Origin of the sequence: Bradyrhizobium sp. STM 3843 (assembly GCF_000239815.1) — a bacterium.
Taxonomy (GTDB): domain Bacteria; phylum Pseudomonadota; class Alphaproteobacteria; order Rhizobiales; family Xanthobacteraceae; genus Bradyrhizobium.
In genome coordinates this window covers 1-19,413 of record NZ_CAFK01000256.1, presented here as the reverse complement: position 1 = coordinate 19,413, position 19,413 = coordinate 1, and the positions used below count along the sequence as shown (strand labels likewise).

Annotated in this window: 18 protein-coding genes; 7 read left to right on the top strand and 11 right to left on the bottom strand. The window is 62.5% G+C overall.

The genetic code is table 11. The features are described 5' to 3' along the window. Window positions 1-9: 9 nt before the first annotated feature. Entirely contained in the window at window positions 10-1,860 is a 1,851-nt protein-coding gene (locus BRAS3843_RS26265) for an ABC transporter ATP-binding protein (RefSeq protein ID WP_244425472.1), read from the top strand. A 119-nt stretch (window positions 1,861-1,979) separates the two neighbouring features. Here the strand turns inward: BRAS3843_RS26265 and BRAS3843_RS26260 are convergent, their stop codons facing one another. Next, complete coding sequence (locus BRAS3843_RS26260; RefSeq protein ID WP_008972132.1) at window positions 1,980-2,516, bottom strand: cytochrome c; 537 nt, start codon at window positions 2,514-2,516, stop codon at window positions 1,980-1,982. 581 nt (window positions 2,517-3,097) lie between these two features. On the opposite strand from BRAS3843_RS26260, the gene BRAS3843_RS39035 reads away from it, so the two are divergent. Both BRAS3843_RS39035 and BRAS3843_RS26250 read left to right on the top strand, forming a co-directional pair. Then, window positions 3,098-3,943 (top strand): AraC family transcriptional regulator, encoded by an 846-nt coding sequence (locus BRAS3843_RS39035; RefSeq protein ID WP_008972131.1) that lies wholly within the window; start codon window positions 3,098-3,100, stop codon window positions 3,941-3,943. 76 nt (window positions 3,944-4,019) lie between these two features. Further along, window positions 4,020-5,744 carry a CocE/NonD family hydrolase gene (locus BRAS3843_RS26250; RefSeq protein ID WP_008972130.1) on the top strand — a complete coding sequence of 575 codons (1,725 nt, stop codon included), beginning with the start codon at window positions 4,020-4,022 and terminating at the stop codon, window positions 5,742-5,744. A gap of 286 nt (window positions 5,745-6,030) precedes the next feature. On the opposite strand, the gene ilvC is transcribed toward BRAS3843_RS26250, so the two are convergent. The 9 genes from ilvC to miaA form a co-directional block, all read right to left on the bottom strand. Further along, a complete protein-coding gene (gene ilvC / locus BRAS3843_RS26245) occupies window positions 6,031-7,050 on the bottom strand; it encodes a ketol-acid reductoisomerase (RefSeq protein ID WP_008972129.1) in 1,020 nt (339 codons plus the stop codon). A gap of 145 nt (window positions 7,051-7,195) precedes the next feature. Then, window positions 7,196-7,798, bottom strand: coding sequence for a LysE family translocator (locus tag BRAS3843_RS26240; RefSeq protein WP_008972128.1), 603 nt, complete (start codon window positions 7,796-7,798; stop codon window positions 7,196-7,198). Window positions 7,799-8,009: 211 nt separating this feature from the next. Continuing rightward, entirely contained in the window at window positions 8,010-8,699 is a 690-nt protein-coding gene (locus BRAS3843_RS26235) for a class I SAM-dependent methyltransferase (RefSeq protein ID WP_008972127.1), read from the bottom strand. A gap of 3 nt (window positions 8,700-8,702) precedes the next feature. Beyond that, entirely contained in the window at window positions 8,703-9,245 is a 543-nt protein-coding gene (gene ilvN / locus BRAS3843_RS26230) for an acetolactate synthase small subunit (protein ID WP_008972126.1), read from the bottom strand. A gap of 147 nt (window positions 9,246-9,392) precedes the next feature. Next, a complete protein-coding gene (locus BRAS3843_RS26225; protein ID WP_008972125.1) occupies window positions 9,393-10,379 on the bottom strand; it encodes a threonine dehydratase in 987 nt (328 codons plus the stop codon). Between the two features lie 165 nt (window positions 10,380-10,544). Next, entirely contained in the window at window positions 10,545-12,314 is a 1,770-nt protein-coding gene (locus BRAS3843_RS26220) for an acetolactate synthase 3 large subunit (RefSeq protein WP_008972124.1), read from the bottom strand. 437 nt (window positions 12,315-12,751) lie between these two features. Continuing rightward, window positions 12,752-13,180 carry a PIN domain-containing protein gene (locus BRAS3843_RS26215; protein ID WP_008972123.1) on the bottom strand — a complete coding sequence of 143 codons (429 nt, stop codon included), beginning with the start codon at window positions 13,178-13,180 and terminating at the stop codon, window positions 12,752-12,754. Further along, on the bottom strand, window positions 13,177-13,434 hold the full coding sequence (locus BRAS3843_RS26210; RefSeq protein WP_008972122.1) for a plasmid stability protein: 258 nt from the start codon (window positions 13,432-13,434) through the stop codon (window positions 13,177-13,179). The genes BRAS3843_RS26215 and BRAS3843_RS26210 overlap by 4 nt, the downstream gene beginning before the upstream one ends. 24 nt (window positions 13,435-13,458) lie before the next feature. Continuing rightward, window positions 13,459-14,385, bottom strand: coding sequence for a tRNA (adenosine(37)-N6)-dimethylallyltransferase MiaA (miaA, locus tag BRAS3843_RS26205; RefSeq protein WP_008972121.1), 927 nt, complete (start codon window positions 14,383-14,385; stop codon window positions 13,459-13,461). Window positions 14,386-14,388: 3 nt separating this feature from the next. Here miaA and serB point away from each other — a divergent pair, with 3 nt between their 5' ends. The 3 genes from serB (at window position 14,389) to BRAS3843_RS39030 (ending at window position 17,533) form a co-directional block, all read left to right on the top strand. After that, window positions 14,389-15,279 (top strand): phosphoserine phosphatase SerB, encoded by an 891-nt coding sequence (gene serB / locus BRAS3843_RS26200; protein ID WP_008972120.1) that lies wholly within the window; start codon window positions 14,389-14,391, stop codon window positions 15,277-15,279. Between the two features lie 227 nt (window positions 15,280-15,506). Next, window positions 15,507-16,556 carry an MBL fold metallo-hydrolase gene (locus BRAS3843_RS26195; RefSeq protein ID WP_008972119.1) on the top strand — a complete coding sequence of 350 codons (1,050 nt, stop codon included), beginning with the start codon at window positions 15,507-15,509 and terminating at the stop codon, window positions 16,554-16,556. Between the two features lie 152 nt (window positions 16,557-16,708). Further along, window positions 16,709-17,533, top strand: coding sequence for a tetratricopeptide repeat protein (locus BRAS3843_RS39030; protein ID WP_008972118.1), 825 nt, complete (start codon window positions 16,709-16,711; stop codon window positions 17,531-17,533). A 15-nt stretch (window positions 17,534-17,548) separates the two neighbouring features. On the opposite strand, the gene BRAS3843_RS26185 is transcribed toward BRAS3843_RS39030, so the two are convergent. Next, complete coding sequence (locus tag BRAS3843_RS26185) at window positions 17,549-18,190, bottom strand: hypothetical protein (protein ID WP_008972117.1); 642 nt, start codon at window positions 18,188-18,190, stop codon at window positions 17,549-17,551. A gap of 366 nt (window positions 18,191-18,556) precedes the next feature. Here BRAS3843_RS26185 and BRAS3843_RS26180 point away from each other — a divergent pair, with 366 nt between their 5' ends. Beyond that, a complete protein-coding gene (locus tag BRAS3843_RS26180) occupies window positions 18,557-18,838 on the top strand; it encodes a hypothetical protein (RefSeq protein ID WP_008972116.1) in 282 nt (93 codons plus the stop codon). Window positions 18,839-19,413 lie beyond the last annotated feature (575 nt).

The window sequence follows — 19,413 nt, the reverse complement described above, 5'->3', positions numbered from 1 at the left end:
GGACTGATGATGACGAGCCCTGTCCCGCCAGCCTGCTTCGACGCCGTCGCAACACCGGTCCTGTCGGCCACGGGACTGACCACGTCGTTCAGCCGCGACGGCCAATGGCTTCCCGTGGTGCGCAACATCTCCTTCGACGTCGCCGCGCGGGAGACCGTGGCGATCGTCGGCGAGTCCGGCTCGGGCAAGAGCGTGACGGCGCTGTCGATCATGCGGCTGATCCCGCAACAGAGTGGCCGCATCGAGGGCAGTGTCCGGCTTGCGGGGCGCGAGCTGCTGACCTTGCCTGAGCAGGCCATGCGCGAGGTCCGCGGCAACGAGATCGCGATGATCTTCCAGGAGCCGATGACGAGCCTCAATCCGGTGCTGACCATCGGAACGCAGATCTCAGAGGCGCTGGTCTATCACCGTGGCCTGTCACGCACGGCGGCGGAGGCCGAGAGCATCCGCCTGCTCGATCATGTCCGCATCCCCGCCGCCGTTTCGCGGTTCGCCGACTATCCGCATCACTTCTCCGGCGGCATGCGCCAGCGCGTGATGATCGCCATGGCGCTGGCGTGCAAGCCCAAGCTGTTGATCGCCGACGAGCCGACCACGGCACTTGACGTCACGATCCAGGCGCAGATCGTCGAACTTTTGAAGGAGCTGCAACAGGACGAGGGCATGTCGATCCTGTTCATCACCCACGACATGGGCGTGGTCGCGGAGGTCGCTGACCGGACCGTGGTGATGTATCACGGAGAGGCCGTCGAGACCGACCGGACTACACGGATCTTCACCGCACCCTCACATGCCTATACGCGCGCGCTGCTTTCGGCGGTGCCGCGCCTCGGCTCCATGGCGGGGCGCGCGCAGCCCATGCGGTTTCCGATCGTCGATAAGGTCACCGGCGGGTCTGACACGCCGGTGGAGATGCCGGACACGGTGGCGCGCACCGAACGGCCGGTGCTCGAGGTCAAGCACCTGACCACGCGCTTTCCGATCCGCTCCGGCCTGTTCGGCAGGATCGCGGGCCGCGTGCACGCCGTCGAGAACGTCTCATTCAGTCTTCACGCCGGAGAGACGCTGGCGCTGGTCGGCGAGTCCGGCTGCGGCAAGTCGACGACCGGCCGCTCGATCCTCAAGCTGATCACCCCGGACAGCGGTTCGGTCGTGGTCGACGGCGAGGATGTGCTCGGCATGGGCGCGCGCGAGCTGCGCGCCTTGCGCCGGCGCATGCAGATCGTGTTCCAGGACCCGTTCGCGAGCCTCAATCCGCGCATGTCGGTCGGAGCGGCGATCGCCGCGCCGCTCCACGCCAACCGGCTTGCCGCAGCGTCGGAGGCCCGCGACAAGATCGCCGATCTCCTGGTCCGCGTCGGACTGAGCGCGGACATGGCACGACGCTATCCGCACGAATTCTCCGGCGGCCAGCGGCAGCGCATCTGCATTGCCCGCGCGCTCGCGCTTCAGCCCAAGCTGATCATTGCGGACGAGGCGGTGTCGGCCCTCGACGTCTCGGTCAAGGCGCAGGTGGTCAATCTGATGCTGGAACTGCAGGACAGCATGAAGCTGTCCTACCTCTTCATCTCGCACGATATGGCGGTGGTCGAGCGGATGAGCCACCGCGTAGCGGTGATGTATCTCGGCGAGATCGTCGAGATCGGACCGCGCGCTGCAGTATTCGGGGACCCGCAGCATCCCTACACCAAGAAGCTGATGGCGGCGGTCCCGATCCCCGATCCGGCACGCCGTACGACCAGGCGTGGCATATCGAACGACGAGATCAGAAGCCCGGTGCGCGCGCCGGACTATCAGCCGCCGGCGCGGCAGTATCGCGAGGTCTCGCCGGGGCATATCGTCCAGCTCTGGGACGCGTAGAAACGACAACGGGACCACGGCCTGCAGCAGTTCGGGGACGTCCTACCGGCATCGAATCTGTCCGCGGACGGTCCTCGAGTACGAGGGCAAGGTAAAGGGTCGCGATCCCGAGCGGATCCTTACTTGGATTGGGTCTGCGCCGGTTGCCCATTTGCGGACTGCTGCAAGCCGTTGTGCAAATTGGCCGGCAGGACATCCATCACAAAGACCGATACTTTTTCGTCGGGACCGAACGGGCCGGGGACATCATGCCTCACCGGCGGCAGACTTTGCAGATATGCCGCGATGGCCAGTGCGTCCGTCTTCGTCAACTGGGCGTAGGCTCTCCAGGGCATGACAGGGGCGAGCACGCGACCGTCCGGCCGCTTGCCGGCTGTGATGGCGGTGGCGATCTGCTCCCGCGTCCAGGAGCCGAGGCCGGTTTCCTTGTCCGATGTCAAATTGCGGCCCACAAAGACTCCCATGCCCGGAATCGCAAAGCCTACATCCGAACCAGCCAGGAATCTGGTCATGTCCGGCTTTCCAAGAAGATGGCCGGGCGTATGACAATCGGTGCAGCCGCCGACGATCACGAGATATTTGCCACGGGCCAGTTCGGCATCCTCAGCCCGCGCAGGAGCCACAGAAATACTCAAACTCATCAGTGATCCGATCATAAGCAATGAAATTTTTTGTACCGCGCCGCGCCTTGCGTTGTTCGGCCTCATTTCAATCCTCTCCAACTACTTGTTGTCCGACTAACAGGCAGCTTGGTAGCCGGACCGACCCGCGTCCGTATTGTAAGAAGCCGACGTGGCCCGCGTTGATTGTTTGATCGCGAGGTCTCGCAGGCGATGATGCCGTTCACCAGTTCTTTCCGATCGATAACTGCGCGCGGCGCTGCGGCGCTGGATGCCAATAACCGATGCATCTATCCCGCACCGCTTTCGCGCCGCACCAGCTCAGTCGGCACCGGCCGTGGTTCCGTCAAACGAGCGAACGCTCGATATCATCAGCGGATTGTTTCAATTGTAACACGCGATAGCACCGACGGTTGGAAGGTGATCGATCAGCATCCTCCCGGCTCTTACGGCCGCCGCCCTGGCATGTGATGCGCCCCTCAAATGTCTGCTTTATACAATACGGGCCGCTCATAAGTTGCTATATTCAGTGGTGGTCGACGCGTCACAGAACGCTCGACGATGAGGCGGCTTCACACCCCAGGGCCAATCGAACCACATCACTTGTCGAGGCTCCCTTGTCCGGGTTCAAATTCTTTGCTCCGCACCCGAAGATTGCCGACGTAGTCGATGTGATTTGGGACGTCGACCTTGCCCATCCGGAGCTGGCACGCGGCGTCTCGTTCAAGGTGCTGCCCTCCGCCGCACCGACATTGTGTGTCCACTATCGGGCTCCGACAGAATCGGACCAGCGCATCAATCCCGGAAATTCCCGGCAAAGAATGACAGGGGTCCAAACCGGAACGATCACGATACGCCCCACCGGACCGGTCGGTGCTCTCATCATTCACCTGAAACCGGAGGCAGCTTCGGCCCTGACGGGTTACGGCCTCAACGAGTTCACAGACGCCAACATCGGGCTCCGCGATCTTTTTGGCCCCATCGCGGTCTCTCGGCTCGAGGATATGCTGGGAGAAGCGAGAGATGGGTCCGAGCGAGCGCGATTGATCCAACGTTTTCTGTTTGCTCGTATCCGTCGAGACGCGACAGATCTCATGGTACGACACGCCGTGCAGACATTGCTGCATCATCCCAATTGCACGGTGCGCGACTTGGCCTCAGGCCTCGACATCGGCGAACGGCAATTGTCCCGCCGATTTCACACCCTGATAGGAACGAGCATCAAGCGTTTTGCCCGGATCGTCCGCCTCGGAAAGGCCGTCACCGCACGTCGCCGCGGCGCGAATTGGGCCGAGATAACCTACGCCTGCGGCTATTCCGACCAGGCTCATCTGATTCGCGATTTCAAGCTCATGACGGGCCACCCGCCCGCTGCGCTGTTGAGGTCCACGTCGGCGGCACAATACGGCAATCTGAATGCCGCGCTCGCTATGTCCGGCTTTTCCAATACATTCATCGTCTAGCGCCGCTACTCTGCGAAACAAGCCGGTCGCGCGCAGCTTCGCCGCCGGCAACACGCGAGTGTGAGGTGTGAAAGCGATGATGACGATTCCGCCCGGCCTGTCCTCGGATGGCGACTTGATAGTCGAGAAGGACGTACTCATTCCACTGAGCGACGGGCACGTTCTCTGCTGCAACGTCTTTCGTCCACGCCATGTTAGCGGCAAGGTTCCGCCGATACTTGCCTTTACGCCCTATGGGAAAGACTCCGATGTCGCGGTCGACTTCAAGAGGTATTGGGACATTGTTCTGCGCGACCATCCCGAAATCGTGCGCGGCGACTCTGACGGCAGATATCTGACCTGGGAAGTACCCGACCCACAGCGCTGGATTCCGGACGGCTATGCGATCGTGGTCATCGACGCACGCGGCACCGGAAAGTCCCCGGGCTTCTACGAGATGATGTCGCCGCTCCAGACGCGCGATTTCTATGACGCGATCGAATGGGCTGGTGTCCAACCCTGGTCCACCGGCAAGGTGGGTCTGCTCGGGGTGTCCTACTTGGCCGTCAAGCAGTGGCAGGTCGCCGCTCTCCAACCGCCGCACCTTGCGGCAATGATCCCGTGGGAAGGCCTGTTCGATCACTATCGGGACTTCTATCGCCACGGCGGGATCTTTTCGTCGGCTTTCCTCAAGCTGCTGTGGGACACGCAGATCGCGGTGAACCAGAACGGCAATGGTGCAAGCCCCTATCGCGATCGCTTCACCGGAGAGCGGTCAACGGGCGCCGAGATTAATCCGAAGCTGCTTCCGGGTAATCTGTCGAATGTCTATTCCGCCGGGCAGCAACATCCATTCGATGATGCGTATTTCAAGCTGCGCACACCCATCGGAGCGCGCATCAAGACACCATTCCTGTCCGCCGGCAATTGGGGAGGACTCGGTCTTCACCTACGCGGTAACATTGCGGCCTTCATCGAGGCCGCCTCGCCCGAAAAGTGGCTCGAATTGCATACGGATACGCATTTTGCCTCGATGTATCTGCCGCAAGCCGTCGCGCTGCAGAAACGATTCTTCGACTACTTCCTGAAAGGAAAAAACAACGGATTTCACAATGAGCCGCCGGTTCAGCTGACGATACGCGACCCGCGTGGGCCTTACCGGCGCAAGGCAGATACGTGGCCGCTGCCACGAACAAGGTGGGACAATTTTTATCTCGACGCCACATCGATGACGATGTCGACGGACCGGCCTGCGTCGTCCTCGTCAACGGCATATCGCGCGCTCGAGGACGAAATCAGCTTTCTCACCGCACCGTTTGCGGCAGATTCGGAGTTCACCGGTCCTGTTGCCGCAAAACTATTCGTGTCATCCTCGACGACGGACATGGACATCTTCGTCACGCTTCGCGCCTTCGATGCCGACGGGACAGAGGTCGTCTTTACGGGCGCCAACGATCCAAAGGCCCCGGTATCGCAGGGCTGGCTTCGCGCCTCGCAGCGCAAGATCGATCCCGCTCGATCGACGCCATATCGTCCCTACCATCCCCATGATGACAGCGCGAAGTTGCGCCCCGACGAGGTATATGAGGTCGATGTTGAGATATGGCCCACCAGCATCGTCTGTCCGGCAGGCTATCGACTCGCGTTGACGATCGGTGGCAAAGACTTCGAGCGGCCCGGAGCGGAGGGCCTGATGAAGGGATCGGGTCTGTTCCTGCACAATGACTCAGCCGATCGACCCGCAACTGAGTTCGGAGGCGTCAACCGCATTCATACCGGCGCAGATCGACAGAGCCGGGTTGTTCTGCCGTATATCGCCTGACCGCCGGGTGTGATTGCGCTTAACCAAGGAGCCGCTCGCGGAGCCGCGAGCGACGCTGGTCGGGGCCCTAAGAACGCGGAGAGAGAGTGCAACGAGTTCTGCGAGATAGCTCGGAACTATCATCCCGTTGAGGACGGACAAACGACAACGGGATCGCAGGCGAACCCACGATCCCGCACCCAGCAGTGATAGCCTGCTTAGTTCTTGCTCTTGTCGACCAAAGCGCCCTTCTTGATCGTCGAGATCGCGTCTGCGCGATCTCGTGACCAAGAACGGGGATCAAGCCTCAGTTCTTCGATTTGTCGACCAGAGCGCCCTTCTTGATCCACGGCATCATGTCACGCAGCCGGGCACCAACCTCCTCGATCGGGTGCTGGGCGAGCTTGGCGCGGGTGGCCTTGAAGGAGGTCTGGTTGACCTTGTTCTCCAGCATCCAGTCGCGCGCGAAGCGGCCGGACTGGATGTCGTCGAGCACCCGCTTCATCTCCTTCTTGGTCTCGGCGGTGACGATGCGCGGCCCGGTGACATATTCGCCGTATTCGGCGGTGTTGGAGATCGAGTAGTTCATATTGGCGATGCCGCCTTCGTAGATCAGGTCGACGATCAGCTTCACCTCGTGCAGGCACTCGAAATAGGCCATCTCCGGCGCGTAGCCGGCCTCGGTGAGCGTCTCGTAGCCGGCCTTGATCAGCTCGACCAGGCCGCCACAGAGCACCGCCTGCTCGCCGAACAGGTCGGTCTCGCACTCTTCCTTGAAGGTGGTCTCGATGATGCCGGCGCGGCCGCCGCCGATCGCCGAGGCGTAGGACAGGCCGAGGTCATGGGCGTTGCCGGAGGAATCCTTGGCGATCGCGATCAGGCAGGGCACGCCGCCGCCGCGCTGATATTCCGAGCGCACGGTGTGGCCGGGGCCCTTGGGCGCAATCATCAGCACGTCGAGGTCTGCCCGTGGATCAAGAAGATTGAAATGCACATTGAGGCCGTGGGCGAACACCAGCGCCGCGCCCTTCTTCATGTTGTCGTGCAAATGCTCGCGATAGATGTCGCCCTGCAGCTCGTCGGGGGTGAGCATCATCACCAGATCGGCCCATTTCGCGGCCTCGGCGACTTCCATCACCTTGAAGCCGGCGGCTTCCGCCTTCTTGGCCGACGCGGAGCCCTTGCGCAGCGCGATCGCGACCTCCTTGACGCCGGAATCCTTCAGGTTCAGCGCATGGGCGTGGCCCTGGCTGCCATAGCCGACGATGACGACCTTCTTGCCCTTGATCAGGTTCAGGTCGGCGTCGCGATCGTAGTAAACACGCATGGTCGTTCCTCTTCAGTGGCCGGAATTGGCTGATAGTCCGTTACAGTTGAAACTCAGGCGACGGCCGCCCGATGGAAATTCGGCCGTTGTCTAGAGCATTTTGGCGCGCATGGGAAACCCTCAATCCGCATGGCGAGAACCTCCCTCATGCGTCCATGAAGACCGGATAGAGCGAGGCGAGTAGCAAAATCGCCATCACGATGTTGAAGGCGCGCACTGCGCGTTCGGAGTTGAGCAGCGGCCGCAGCGCGGTCCCGAACAACGTCCAGGTAATGGTCGAGCCGACCGCCATCGCGAAGCTGATCGCGCTCTGCAGCACGATGTTGACGGGAAAGCGCGCGATCGCGGCATAGGCGGTGATGGTGCCGATCACCATCACCCAGCCCTTGGCATTGACCCATTGGAAGATCGCCGCGCCCCAGAAGGTCATGGGACGTCGGCTCCTGCTCTCCTCCGGCTTGGTCGAGCCGGACATCGCGATCACGGCCGCGAGATAGATCAGGTACGCCGCGCCAAGATATTTCAAGATGGTCTGCAGCACCGGGTAGGCGATGAAGATCGCGCCTAGGCCGAAGCCGACCGCGCCGACCATGAAGGCGAAGCCGAAGCTGACGCCGAGCATGTGCGGCACGGTGCGGCGAAAGCCGTAGGAGACGCCGGACGACAGCAGCATGATGTTGTTCGGCCCCGGCGTGAACGCCATCACCAGCGCGAAGATCACGAAGGCCCAGAGCAGTTGCTGCGACATGGCTCAGGCAGCCTCCGAGACGTTTATCTTTGGCCGTCTTTTCGCGGCCCATCCTTCGAGACGCATCGCTTGCGCGATGCTCCTCAGGATGAGGTCACTCCCGCGGAAGCATTTCAAATCCTCATGGTGAGGAGCGCCGCTTGCGGCGCGTCTCGAACCATGAGGCCACGATGCGTTTCCCACCTGATCTATTCCGCGTCGGCTCATCGCTTCAGCCCTGCTCCGCCGGCTTCTGCAGCAGATAGGTGCCGTGCAACGGCGCATGATAGTCCGTCGAGATCAGGGTGAAGCCGGCTTCGGTCAGCAGCCGCTCCATCACCCAGGCGAAGGTCGAGTTCTCGTCGCGCATATGGGTGATGACGCTGTCGCGCGAAAAATCATGATTCTTGATCGCGAAGTCGGCCCATTGCTCGATCGAGCGCTCGGTTCCGTCGGGCACGCCGACATAGACGATGTCACGCAGGAAGAAGTTCGCGCCAGGCTTCAGCGCCGCGAAGATCCGCGCCAGCGCCACTGCCTTCCAGAAGTCCGGCAGATGATGCAGCGTGAACTCGCTGACGATCAGGTCGTAGGAATTGGGCTCATAGGCGAACGACAGCAGGCCCGCGGACTGGGTGCGGACGGCGGCGCGGCGATCGCGGGTATAGAGCTCGGCAAGCGCGAGCATCGCCGGCGAAATGTCGATGGCGTCGACCTCGGCCCCGATCAGCGCGGCTTCGCAGGCGAGCACGCCATTGCCGCAGCCGATATCGGCGACGCGCCAGCCCGGCTTCACCCCGAGCATCTTCAGCGCCGCGCGGGCGCGCAGATCGGCGTCGTCGGCCGCGCCGCAGATCGAGGCGACCGCATTGTCGAGGCCGATCCTACTCCGCTCGTTATAGTACCAGTCGCGCGCCAGCATGACTCACATCCCCTCGGGTCCCCGTCCGATCGCAGCCACGCCCGTTCGCGACACTTCGACCAGACCGAGCGGACGCATCAGGTCGATGAATTGGTTGATCTTGCCGCTATTGCCGGTGATCTCGAACACGAAGCTCTCGGTGGTGGCATCGATCACCCGGGCGCGGAACGCATCCGCCAGCCGCAGCGCCTCGACGCGGGGCTCGCCGGTGCCGCGCACCTTGACCATCGCGAGCTCGCGCTCGATCGCGCGCCCCGACAGCGTCATGTCGACGACACGATAGACCGGGATCATGCGGTCAAGCTGATGCTTGATCTGCTCGATCACCATCGGCGTGCCCGTGGTGACGATGGTGATGCGCGACAGATGCTTCTGGCTCTCGGTCTCGGAGACCGTGAGACTCTCGATGTTGTAGCCGCGGCCCGAGAACAGGCCGATGACGCGCGCCAGCACGCCGGGCTCGTTCTGCACCAGCACCGCAAGCGTGTGCGTCTCGTTCGGATCGTGACGGTCTTCGATGAAATAGGCCGATGCAGGCTGGTTCATGGTTGTCCCCTTATTCTTCCGTCATGCCCGCGAAAGCGGGCATCCAGTAAACACCAGCCGTCGTGAGACTCACAGCCGCCGCGGCGTACTGGATCGCCCGACCAAGTCGGGCGATGACTACGTGTTTTTGTCTCGCGCCGAGTGCTCTCATGACACTGCCGCCTTCTCGACGTTCGTCGCGCCCGGCATCACCCAGCTCCTGAACAGGTCGAGATCGATGTTGCCGCCGGACAGCACCAGGCCGACGCGTTTACCGGCGAGCCTGCCCTTCTCCTGCAGCGCGGCCGCGAGCGACGCCGCGCCGGCGCCCTCCGCGAGATTATGCGTATCGGTCCATAGAATCCGGATCGCATCCGCGATCTCCGCGTCCGTGACCTGCACGATGCGCGAGGCGCCCTTCAGGATAATCGCGAGCGCATCGGCATCGGGGCTGCGGGTGGCGAGACCGTCGGCGCGCGTGTTGGCGCTGTTGGTTGCGACCACGGTACGCGCGGCAAAGGACAGCGCATAGGACGGCGCTTCGGTCGACTGCACGCCGACGATCTCGGTCTTCAGCCCGAGCAGGTCGCGCGCCAGGATGCAGCCGCAGATGCCCGACCCCTGCCCGACCGGCGCGTACAGCACGTCCAGATCGGGAGCCGCGCGAAACAGCTCCAGCGCGTAGGTGGCGACGCCGAGAACGATATCCGGATGGAACGACGGCACCATCCGCAGGCCGTCGCGGGCGGCGTGCCGAATGGCTTCCTCGCGCGCCTCCTGGAAATCATGGCCATGCTCGATGAGTTCGGCGCCGAACGCCGCCATCGCGCGGTTCTTCTCGACCGAATTGCCCTTGGGTACATAGATCGTCACCGGCAGGCCGTGACGGCGGCCCGCAAAAGCGACGCTCTGGCCGTGATTGCCGCGCGTGGCCGTGATCAATCCGCGTGTGTCGGGATGCGCACGCTTGAGACGATGGACGTATGTAAGCCCGCCGCGCACCTTGAAGGCGCCGGCCGGCGTGTGGTTCTCGTGCTTGACCACGACGTGAGTGCCGAGCCGCTGTGCGAGCAGCGGCCAGGCATGCGCCGGCGTCGGCGGCACCGCGGCGGAGACGATGGCGTGGGCCTGTTCGAGCTCAGCGAGAGTGAACATCATTATTCCCTCAGTCGGTCATCCCCGCGAAAGCGGGGATCCAGTACTCCGTGCCACCTCGGCTCCAGCCGAGACGCTGCGGCGTACTGGATCGCCCGGTCGAGCCGGGCGATGACAGCGTTGGTTGTGGTGCGCTCCGCGTGCTCATCACATCAGCCGACCGACTCAAACCAGCGCCTTGCCGCTGGCAAAAAAGGCGGCCGGGTCCGCGGCCTCCGTCGGCAGGATCATCTCGTTATGCGCCTTGCCGGAGGGGATCATCGGGAAGCAGTTCTCCAGCGCCGCGACGCGGCAGTCGAACAGCACCGGCTTCTTCACCGAGATCATCTCCAGAATCGCGCCGTCGAGATCGGCAGGCTTGGACACCTGCAGGCCGACGCCGCCATAGGCTTCTGCGAGCTTGACGAAATCCGGCAGCGCTTCGGAGTAAGAATGCGACAACCGGTTGCCGTGTAGCAGCTGCTGCCACTGCCGCACCATGCCCATGTAGCTGTTGTTGAGGATGAAGATCTTGACCGGCAGATCGAACTGCACGGCGGTCGACATCTCCTGCATCGTCATCTGCACCGAGGCATCGCCGCCGATGTCGATGACGAGGCTGTCGGGATGGGCGACCTGCACGCCGATCGCGGCCGGTAGGCCGTAGCCCATGGTGCCGAGACCGCCCGAGGTCATCCAGCGGTGCGGCTCCTCGAAGCCGTAGAACTGCGCCGCCCACATCTGATGCTGTCCGACCTCGGTCGTGATGTAGGTGTCGCGCCCGCGCGTCAGCTCAAACAGGCGCTGGATCGCGTATTGCGGCATGATCACGTCGCGGTTCGGCTTGTAGGCCAGCGACTTGCGTGCCCGCCAGGTGGCGATCTCGCTCCACCAGCCCTTGATATCAGGCTTCTTCGCCTCGGCCTTGAACACCTGGAGGATGTCGCCAAGCACGTCGCCGCAATCGCCGATGATCGGGATGTCGACGCGGATGTTCTTGTTGATCGAGGACGGATCGATGTCGATGTGGATCTTCTTCGAGCCCGGCGAAAACGCGTCGGTGCGGCCTGTGATGCGGTCGTCGAAGCGCGCGCCGACGCACAGCATGACGTCGCAATCATGCATCGCCATGTTGGCCTCGTAGGTGCCGTGCATGCCGAGCATGCCGAGCCAGTTCTTGCCCGAGGCGGGATAGGCGCCCAGCCCCATCAAGGTCGAGGTGATCGGAAAGCCGGTGATCTCGACCAGCTCGCGCAACAGTTTCGAGGCTTCTGGCCCCGAATTGACCACGCCGCCGCCGGAATAGATGATCGGGCGCTTGGCGGAGGCGAGCAGCGCCACCGCCTTGCGGATCTGCATCGCGTCGCCCTTGACGCGCGGCGCGTAGGAGACGTGAACGTCCGACTTGCGCGGCGGATGATAGGTGCCGGTCGCAAACTGCACGTCCTTGGGCACGTCAACGACGACGGGACCCGGACGCCCTGAGGTGGCGACATAGAACGCCTCGTGCAGGACCTTGGCGAGATCGTTGACGTTGCGGACCAGCCAGTTGTGCTTGGTGCAGGGGCGCGTGATGCCGACCGTGTCGCATTCCTGGAAGGCGTCGTTGCCGATCAGATGCGTCGGCACCTGGCCGGTGATGCAGACCAGCGGGATCGAATCCATCAGCGCATCCGCCAAGGGCGTCACCATGTTGGTGGCGCCCGGGCCCGAGGTCACCAGCACGACGCCGGGCTTGCCGGTCGAGCGCGCATAGCCCTCCGCCGCATGGCCGGCGCCCTGCTCATGGCGAACCAGGATGTGCTGCATCTCGGTCTGCTGGAAAATCTCGTCATAGATCGGAAGCACCGCACCGCCGGGATAGCCGAAAATGTGCTGCACGCCGTGGTCGATGAGCGCGCGCACAATCATGGCGGCGCCGGTCATCTGGTTCGGATCGTGGCTCTTGTCGCTCATGGCTGGCTCCGGATCGCTGTTCTCAGCGGCTTTCGATGGTATCAGGGTGGTCTGTCGGCTTCGTGGTGGTTTGGGCAATAAAAAAGGGCCCTAAGAGGCCCTGCGCACCGCTCGGATTTCAGATGGCCGCTAGCCATCCCCGGCGGTGCGCCTGGGTACGACGGCGATAAGGAGAATGGCAATAAAGTTGCGCATGATGCCGAGCGGACTTCCCAAAGGTTGCGCGAACATAGCCCGAGATGCCTCAATGTCAAGGCACAGCGGCGCCATTAGCGCGATTTTGTCAGGTTAACGCGGATTCCGACATTCGGCGAGAGGGAATTTGGCCGATGCCGTCATTGCGAAGTGTTCAGCCCTCCGCAAATGGCTCTCTGGATCGCTTCGTACTGTTGCTCCTCGCTATCGCGGTCTGAGTCTGGCGCTGACGATGAGGCCCTTCAGGCTGCCCAAGGGTTGATCAGCCTCAATCCTAATCCCTTGAAATCACCGACGTTGCGCGTGGCGAGATCAAGCCCATAGGCCGATACGATGCCGGCGATCTGAAGGTCCGCGAGCTTATTTGGGAGCTGGTGTAATCCGTGTCCCTGCGCGCGCGCCTGCGCCAGCAGCAGTGCTGCCGATTGCGCAGCAGCAGTATCAAATGCGTAGATGCGAGTACCAAACCGGCGAATTGTCCTGGCAATAGCGTTCTGAAGACCGGCCTTCCGTCTCCCGTCACTGAGCAACGCCAATCCGGCACCAAGTTCGAAAATCGCAATGCTCGAAATCGCAGTGTTCGAAAAATTGGCGTCAAGCCAGTCGATTACCTGTCGTGCCGGCGCTGATTTCAACACCTCCGAGATGACGTTGGTGTCGAGCAGGATCATTCGAACGAAACGGGCCGAACAGGCGCGGACCGGATCGTCTCAAGCGCTTCGTCAAGGTCCACACCTGGTCTCGAAATCGCGAAGAGCCAGCTGCCAAACGGCTCTGCATCATCAGGCGATTCCGCTTCCTCGCGTGCCAGCCTCTCAAGCGTCTCGCGAAGGTCTGCCTCCAGACTTTTGCCACGCCGTTCCGCGCGGAGCCGCAGCAGCTCTTTCGTCGCTTCGTCCACTTTGCGGATCAGTATATCGGCCATCAGAACCTCTCGGCGATCCTGATATCACGATATCATCCAACTTTCAACCGCACCCCGCACCGCCTCCGGCGTCACCCATTGGAACTCCGGCAGCTGGTGCCGGAACCAGGTGAACTGGCGCTTTGCATAGTGGCGGGTATCGGCTTTGCCGATCGTGGCGGCTTCCTCCAACGTCAGCTCGCCCTTGAGATAGCGGATCAGCGCCGGCACGCCATGCGCCTTCATCGCGGGCAACAGCGGATCGAGGCCGCGCGCGGCAAGCCGCTCCACCTCCTCGATTGCACCCGCTTTCAGCATCGCATCGAACCGGGCGTCGATCCGCGCGTACAGCGTCTCGCGTCCCGGTGCCAGGAACAGCGCCTGGTACGCGCCTTCGCGCAGCAGCGGCGGCTGTGCCTCGCGGTGCCAGTCGGCGAGCGGCCGCCCCGTTGCCTCGATCACCTCGAGCGCCCGTGCAATTCGGGTGCGGTCGCGCGGCTTCAGCCGTGCGGCAGCGTCGGGATCACGCTGCGCAAGTTCCGCATGCAGCGCCTCGACGCCCGCGCGCGCGAGCCTGTTCCGCACCGCCTCTCGGATCTCCTCCGGCACCGGCGGGACCGCGGACAAGCCGCGTGTCAGTGCCTTGAAATACAGCCCGGTGCCGCCGATGAAGATCGGTCGCCGTCCCGCGCTCATCTCCTCTTCCAGCACCTTGGCGGCATCGGTGACGTAAAGCCCGGCTGAATAGTTCACGGCAGCATCGACATGGCCGTAGAGGCGGTGCGGCAGCTGGGCCTCTTCCTCGGGTGCCGGCCGGGCCGTCAGCACGCGCAAATCACGGTAGACCTGCATTGAATCGGCGTTGACGACCACACCGCCAATTTTTTCTGCAAGCTCGAACGCCAACGCCGACTTGCCGCTGGCGGTCGGCCCTGCGATAAGCACGGCTTTACTGTCGGTCTCCGAAGTCACCTGATGTCTCTCGTCGCCACCTTCATATGCAATCCCGCCGATCCCGCGCTCGACACCACGATCGTCGAGGCATTCCTCGCCGTGTTGCCATCGCCCGGCACACCCCAATGGCTGTTCGACGAGGTCGCGATCGACATCCCCTTCGAAGGCGAGGGTGAGGTGCATGCGATCGAGGCCCGCCTGCGCGATCTGCGCGGTGACATGCCGATCGACATTGTCGTGCAGCCTACCGCGTTCCGGCGCAAGAAGCTTTTTCTCGCCGACATGGATTCCACGATGATCGGCCAGGAATGCATCGACGAGCTCGCCGACTTCGCCGGGTTGAAGCAGCATGTCTCCGCCATCACCGAACGTGCGATGCGCGGCGAGATCGCGTTTGAGCCGGCGCTACGCGAACGCGTCGCATTGCTGAAGGACCTGCCGGTCAGCGTGGTCGACGAGGTGCTGCGAAAGCGGATCGTGACCACCCCGGGCGGGCGCGAGCTGGTGATGACGATGCGCGCCCATGGCGCCTATACCTGCCTGATCTCCGGCGGCTTCACCCTGTTCACCAATGCGATCGCGGCCAAGCTCGGCTTCCAGGAGAACCGGGCCAACGAGCTCGTGATCGACGCCGGCAGATTGACCGGCGAGGTGCGCGAGCCGATCATCGGCCGCGCCGCCAAGCTTGCGACCCTGCTCGAATTGCGTGAATCCTTCGACCTCGACGAGATCGATACGCTCGCGGTCGGCGACGGCGCCAACGATCTCGGCATGATCGAGGCGGCCGGCCTCGGCGTCGCCTATCATGCCAAGCCTGCGGTCTCGGCCGCCGCGAGCGCGCGCATCGATCATGGCGATCTCACCGCCCTGCTCTACGCCCAAGGCTACAAGCGCGACGAATTCGTAAGCTGATCAGTCGCCGTCCGCTGGGCAAAGCGGTGCGCAAGCACCCATGTCAGTAGTTATCCGGATCACCACATGAGCATTTTTAATGATGCTCGCCACACTATTGCCTAGCGGCGGCCTTACAGCGATCGCGAAATTTGCCAACAGGCGCAAATTGGCGCCCGGCGCAGTTCCGGCCGGCCCTTAAATATCGGGCCACCAAAGCGGGGAACTAATGCGATCGGGAGGGCCCTATGCCCACGACAACTCGCAGAGATTTCATCGTGTCAGCCGCCGTGGCCTCGGCTGCGTTCGGGCTTGATGGCTGGCTGAGCTTACCGACTGCTGCTGCCGCGCGACACCGGCACCACGCGCGACACAAGCACCAAGCGCAACACGCGCAACAGGTGCGCGCGAAGACACCAGACCCGCCCCGCGGTCATTTCCGATATACGGTCGGCGAGGCAGAGATCATCGCTCTCTATGATGGCATCTGGGAAAAGGCCCACGACCCAGCCTATTTCAGCAATGCCAGCATCGATGAGACCAAGCAGGCCCTGGCAGCCGGCGGATTTACAACCGACTTCGTCACGATTCCGATCACCGTTTTCGTCGTCAAGTTGAAGGGCAAGATCATTCTGTGCGACGCCGGCGGCGGTGATCAGGTGCAGGCGTTCAACCCTCAATCGGCGTTCGTCTCCGGCAAGATGATCCGGCACCTGAACGAAGTGGGGATCGATCCCAAGCAGATCGAAACGGTCCTTGTCTCGCATTACCATCCCGATCACATATTTGGGCTGCTCGGAAAGAACACTGATGCGCCGGTATTTCCTTCGGCCGAGATCATCGTTCCGGCGGCCGAGCACAAGTTCTGGACCGATCCGGCGGTGATCGATCGACTGCCGGAGGCGCGCCGACCGCTCGCGCGGCGCATTCAGGCCGTCGTGGCAATGTGGAAGAACGTGCTTCCGGTCGATGGTGAAGACGAGGTCGTGCCTGGAATCCGCTTTGTGAGCACGCCAGGCCACACACCGGGGCATACAGCGTTCCACCTCAGCTCCGGGAACGAACAGCTGATGTTTTCCAACGACACCGTCTATGTGCCGGCTTTGTGCGCGGCACACCCGGGCTGGCACGGCGTTTTCGACCAGGATGCGGTGCTTGCCGAGACCAGCCGCCGCAAGCTGATGGATCGGGTCGTTGCAGACAGGATGCTGATCTGCGGCACGCATTTCCCATGGCCCGGACTTGGCACGATCACCAAGGATGGCGCCGGCTACTCCGTCGTCCTGCGAACGGCGTGACGGCGGTCAAGGCTTCGGTCACTGCACCTTAAGTGCCTTCAGGTCTTCGTCGCCGAGGATCGTGTCGAGGCGCGAATGGCGTTCGTCCTCGCCGACCCGAACGCTCCGCCGTCCGGATCACATCTGCACGAACTGCGCGGTAGGAGATCACCATGCTGTTCCATAGCCCGCTTCGCATTGATCGAAACGATACTGTCAGCTGGAAATACCTCAGCGGCGCCATTGCTGTGGTGATATTCGGCGTCGCCATGATTGCACAGCTCGTCTGGATTCCGGTAACCAGCATCGTCGAAGGTGAACATGCGACGAGCATCGAGACGAACAGAACTGATGAAGATACCGGACAAGCACGGGTCGAGGTTGCTGCTGTCCCACCCGCGCCAATAACGGCCAGCGAGCCACACGACCAGCAGGAGGCGGACGCAAACGCGCTTCAAGGCGAGATCGAGCAAGCGCTGGCTACGTTCGATCGGGCGATTGAACGCAACCCGCGTGATGCGACCGCTTTCAGAAACCGCGCCAAGGCCTGGGAATCCAAGGGTGATACCGATCGCGCGCTCGCGGACTATGATGCGGCGATTCGTGTCGCTCCAGACGACCCCACCGCGTTTCGTGATCGAGGCGAGCTATGGCGACGGCTCGGCGCACTCGATCGTGCCCTCGCCGACTTTGATCGAGCAATCCGATTCACCTTCGCGGACGCCGGGATTTACTGTGATCGTGGTCTGGTCTGGAACAAGAAGGGCGAGCACGACCGAGCGATTGCCGACTTCAGCCATGCGCTCAAACTCGATCCGCGCCGCGCCTGCGCCTATATGGGCCGCGGACTGGCTTTGCTGGGCAAGGGCGAACTGGCTGATGCCCGCGCCAACATCAATGAAGCGATCCTGATCGATCCGAGCTTGCGCTCCATCGTGGGACGTTCGCTGCTGGAATTGAAGTTATCGCTGGAGGAGGATTTGAACGGGAAACAATGAGCGCGGGCGGCACCCTCAGAGGCAGGGGTTCATCACAGGCGGTCGCTTGACGGACAAGAGCCTATTCAGATTTGAAACCCGCGCGTCGTGAGACATCGACCTCAATGCGAGACTGATCGGACGAACAGCGTCCGCTTCGCATTGCTTGGTGTGATCGCCATTGGACTGTCCGCGCACAGCATCTCCAACCTGCCGCTTGCGTTGCTCGACAGCATCCTGAAGCTGCGACTTGGTCACCGGGACGAGGCTGTTCTCGACGATAAAGTCATTCATGCGCTTGATCGCATCATCCAGATCAACTTCAAAGGTCCGATCTTCACCCGGGACGCATGCTTCGACGTAGGCCCGGACCGCGACATAGATCTCCCAACTGCATTGGACCGCCCCAAGGCCCGTATGGTCGCTCCCCATGCTGGTGATTTGATCTGCATGCCGCTCTAAATCGAACGACACCCCCGATGAGAGCTCGATCCGCCGCGTCGGCTCGCCCTTGTCGCTGACGCCATCAATGACCTTTGCATCGGATCGTGCCGCCAATTCATCCCAAAATGGAGACCAATGCGCGTCTTGGGCAGGGGCAGCCGCTGCCGAGACCAGGATCACGACGGCGGAGCGGATCACAGTTCGGACGGCGGGCCATCCGCGATGATCGAACATATCCGATCCTTCTGATCGCAATTTCACCGGGAACGCAGATCTACGGCGACGAGAGATCGGCGGGTCCCCGGCAAGATTAGCGGACCGTGTGCGATTCGCGATCCCAATTAACTGATGGATTCCGATTCGCTTTCGCGCGCGTGCCGTTGTGACTCCGGCGATGATCATCACAGATCGCAATCATGCCATTCGCAATCCAAATTGAGGCAGGTATCTTACTGCCTTTTTTGTTGCATCGCAAAAGAATGAATTGTCAAACGGGGCCCGCATAACTTACAAGCGAACCAGGTTTAGGGAGCGGTCAAGGAAGGCGGAATGCGATTGCGGATCACGCGATCGAACACTTCGTCAACCAAAGGGCTTCCCATGACCTTCGCGAAATATCTGATTCCGGGCACTCTGCTCGCTTTCGCCACGCTGCAGGCGGCCGCCGCCGGCGAGCTCCCGACCTACGAAGTCTCGTCCTTCCCGGCGACCCAGCATCAGCTCACGGTTATCGGCGCTTCCGCTGCCGACCAGCAGGCACCTGTGGCAACGCTGACCCGCGCGGACATGCCCGCCACCCCGGTTCAGCTTTCGGTGCTCTCGCCGCACCACCGCAGCGCCTCCGCCGAGGCCGTCACCACGGTCGGCGCTGTCCGGAACTGATAGCGCCCCCGCTCATCCTGCTGACACCATCGATGTGCGGCGACGCGCTCGCCGCTTCGTCTCCCCTCCCCCTTGCGGGGAGGGGTCGCGGGTAGCGGCCAATCAAACATCTCGCAGCGGAGCGATGTTTCAATTCGCATCCGCGATCCGACGGGCAAATCGGAGCGACGTGGTGACGGAATCACGGAATGCCGACGCCAGCGAGCCCGCTGGATGCCCGCGCGCAACAGCCAATTTCAGCAGCACATTCAGGCTGATTTGCCCTGTCCAGCCCCGCGGCGGAAAATTAATCGCTTTCGCTTTTTCAGAAAATCAGGATTACTGTGCCCATCCCGCCTCGACGAGAGGGGCGTTGCGCGCGATCGTCACGACACGAGAGGCGGGGATGCGATGGACGTGAGAGCTCGCAGCGCATCCTTGATGCGCGGACGAACGATGCTGTTGCGGACGTGAAGTCGTAGGGTCCTGGCATCCCGGTGCTGATGCCTGCGCGATGCGCCTTGGCGCATTGTCGCTACGGGGGCAAGAAAGCCGGTCCCCGAGGAGACTGCGTATAAGCGTTAAAACCGTCGCGC

Excerpts from the sequence above, each read along its gene's own strand:
- serB (WP_008972120.1), top strand. The coding sequence starts at position 14,389 with ATGTCTCTCGTCGCCACCTTCATATGCAATCCCGCCGATCCCGCGCTC.
- ilvN (WP_008972126.1), bottom strand. The coding sequence starts at position 9,245 with ATGAACCAGCCTGCATCGGCCTATTTCATCGAAGACCGTCACGATCCG.
- BRAS3843_RS26220 (WP_008972124.1), bottom strand. The coding sequence starts at position 12,314 with ATGAGCGACAAGAGCCACGATCCGAACCAGATGACCGGCGCCGCCATG.
- BRAS3843_RS26265 (WP_244425472.1), top strand. The coding sequence starts at position 10 with ATGACGAGCCCTGTCCCGCCAGCCTGCTTCGACGCCGTCGCAACACCG.
- BRAS3843_RS26225 (WP_008972125.1), bottom strand. The coding sequence starts at position 10,379 with ATGTTCACTCTCGCTGAGCTCGAACAGGCCCACGCCATCGTCTCCGCC.
- BRAS3843_RS26210 (WP_008972122.1), bottom strand. The coding sequence starts at position 13,434 with ATGGCCGATATACTGATCCGCAAAGTGGACGAAGCGACGAAAGAGCTG.
- BRAS3843_RS26260 (WP_008972132.1), bottom strand. The coding sequence starts at position 2,516 with ATGATCGGATCACTGATGAGTTTGAGTATTTCTGTGGCTCCTGCGCGG.
- BRAS3843_RS26180 (WP_008972116.1), top strand. The coding sequence starts at position 18,557 with ATGACCTTCGCGAAATATCTGATTCCGGGCACTCTGCTCGCTTTCGCC.
- BRAS3843_RS26250 (WP_008972130.1), top strand. The coding sequence starts at position 4,020 with ATGATGACGATTCCGCCCGGCCTGTCCTCGGATGGCGACTTGATAGTC.
- BRAS3843_RS26195 (WP_008972119.1), top strand. The coding sequence starts at position 15,507 with ATGCCCACGACAACTCGCAGAGATTTCATCGTGTCAGCCGCCGTGGCC.
- BRAS3843_RS26185 (WP_008972117.1), bottom strand. The coding sequence starts at position 18,190 with ATGTTCGATCATCGCGGATGGCCCGCCGTCCGAACTGTGATCCGCTCC.
- ilvC (WP_008972129.1), bottom strand. The coding sequence starts at position 7,050 with ATGCGTGTTTACTACGATCGCGACGCCGACCTGAACCTGATCAAGGGC.
- BRAS3843_RS26235 (WP_008972127.1), bottom strand. The coding sequence starts at position 8,699 with ATGCTGGCGCGCGACTGGTACTATAACGAGCGGAGTAGGATCGGCCTC.
- BRAS3843_RS26240 (WP_008972128.1), bottom strand. The coding sequence starts at position 7,798 with ATGTCGCAGCAACTGCTCTGGGCCTTCGTGATCTTCGCGCTGGTGATG.
- BRAS3843_RS39030 (WP_008972118.1), top strand. The coding sequence starts at position 16,709 with ATGCTGTTCCATAGCCCGCTTCGCATTGATCGAAACGATACTGTCAGC.
- BRAS3843_RS26215 (WP_008972123.1), bottom strand. The coding sequence starts at position 13,180 with ATGATCCTGCTCGACACCAACGTCATCTCGGAGGTGTTGAAATCAGCG.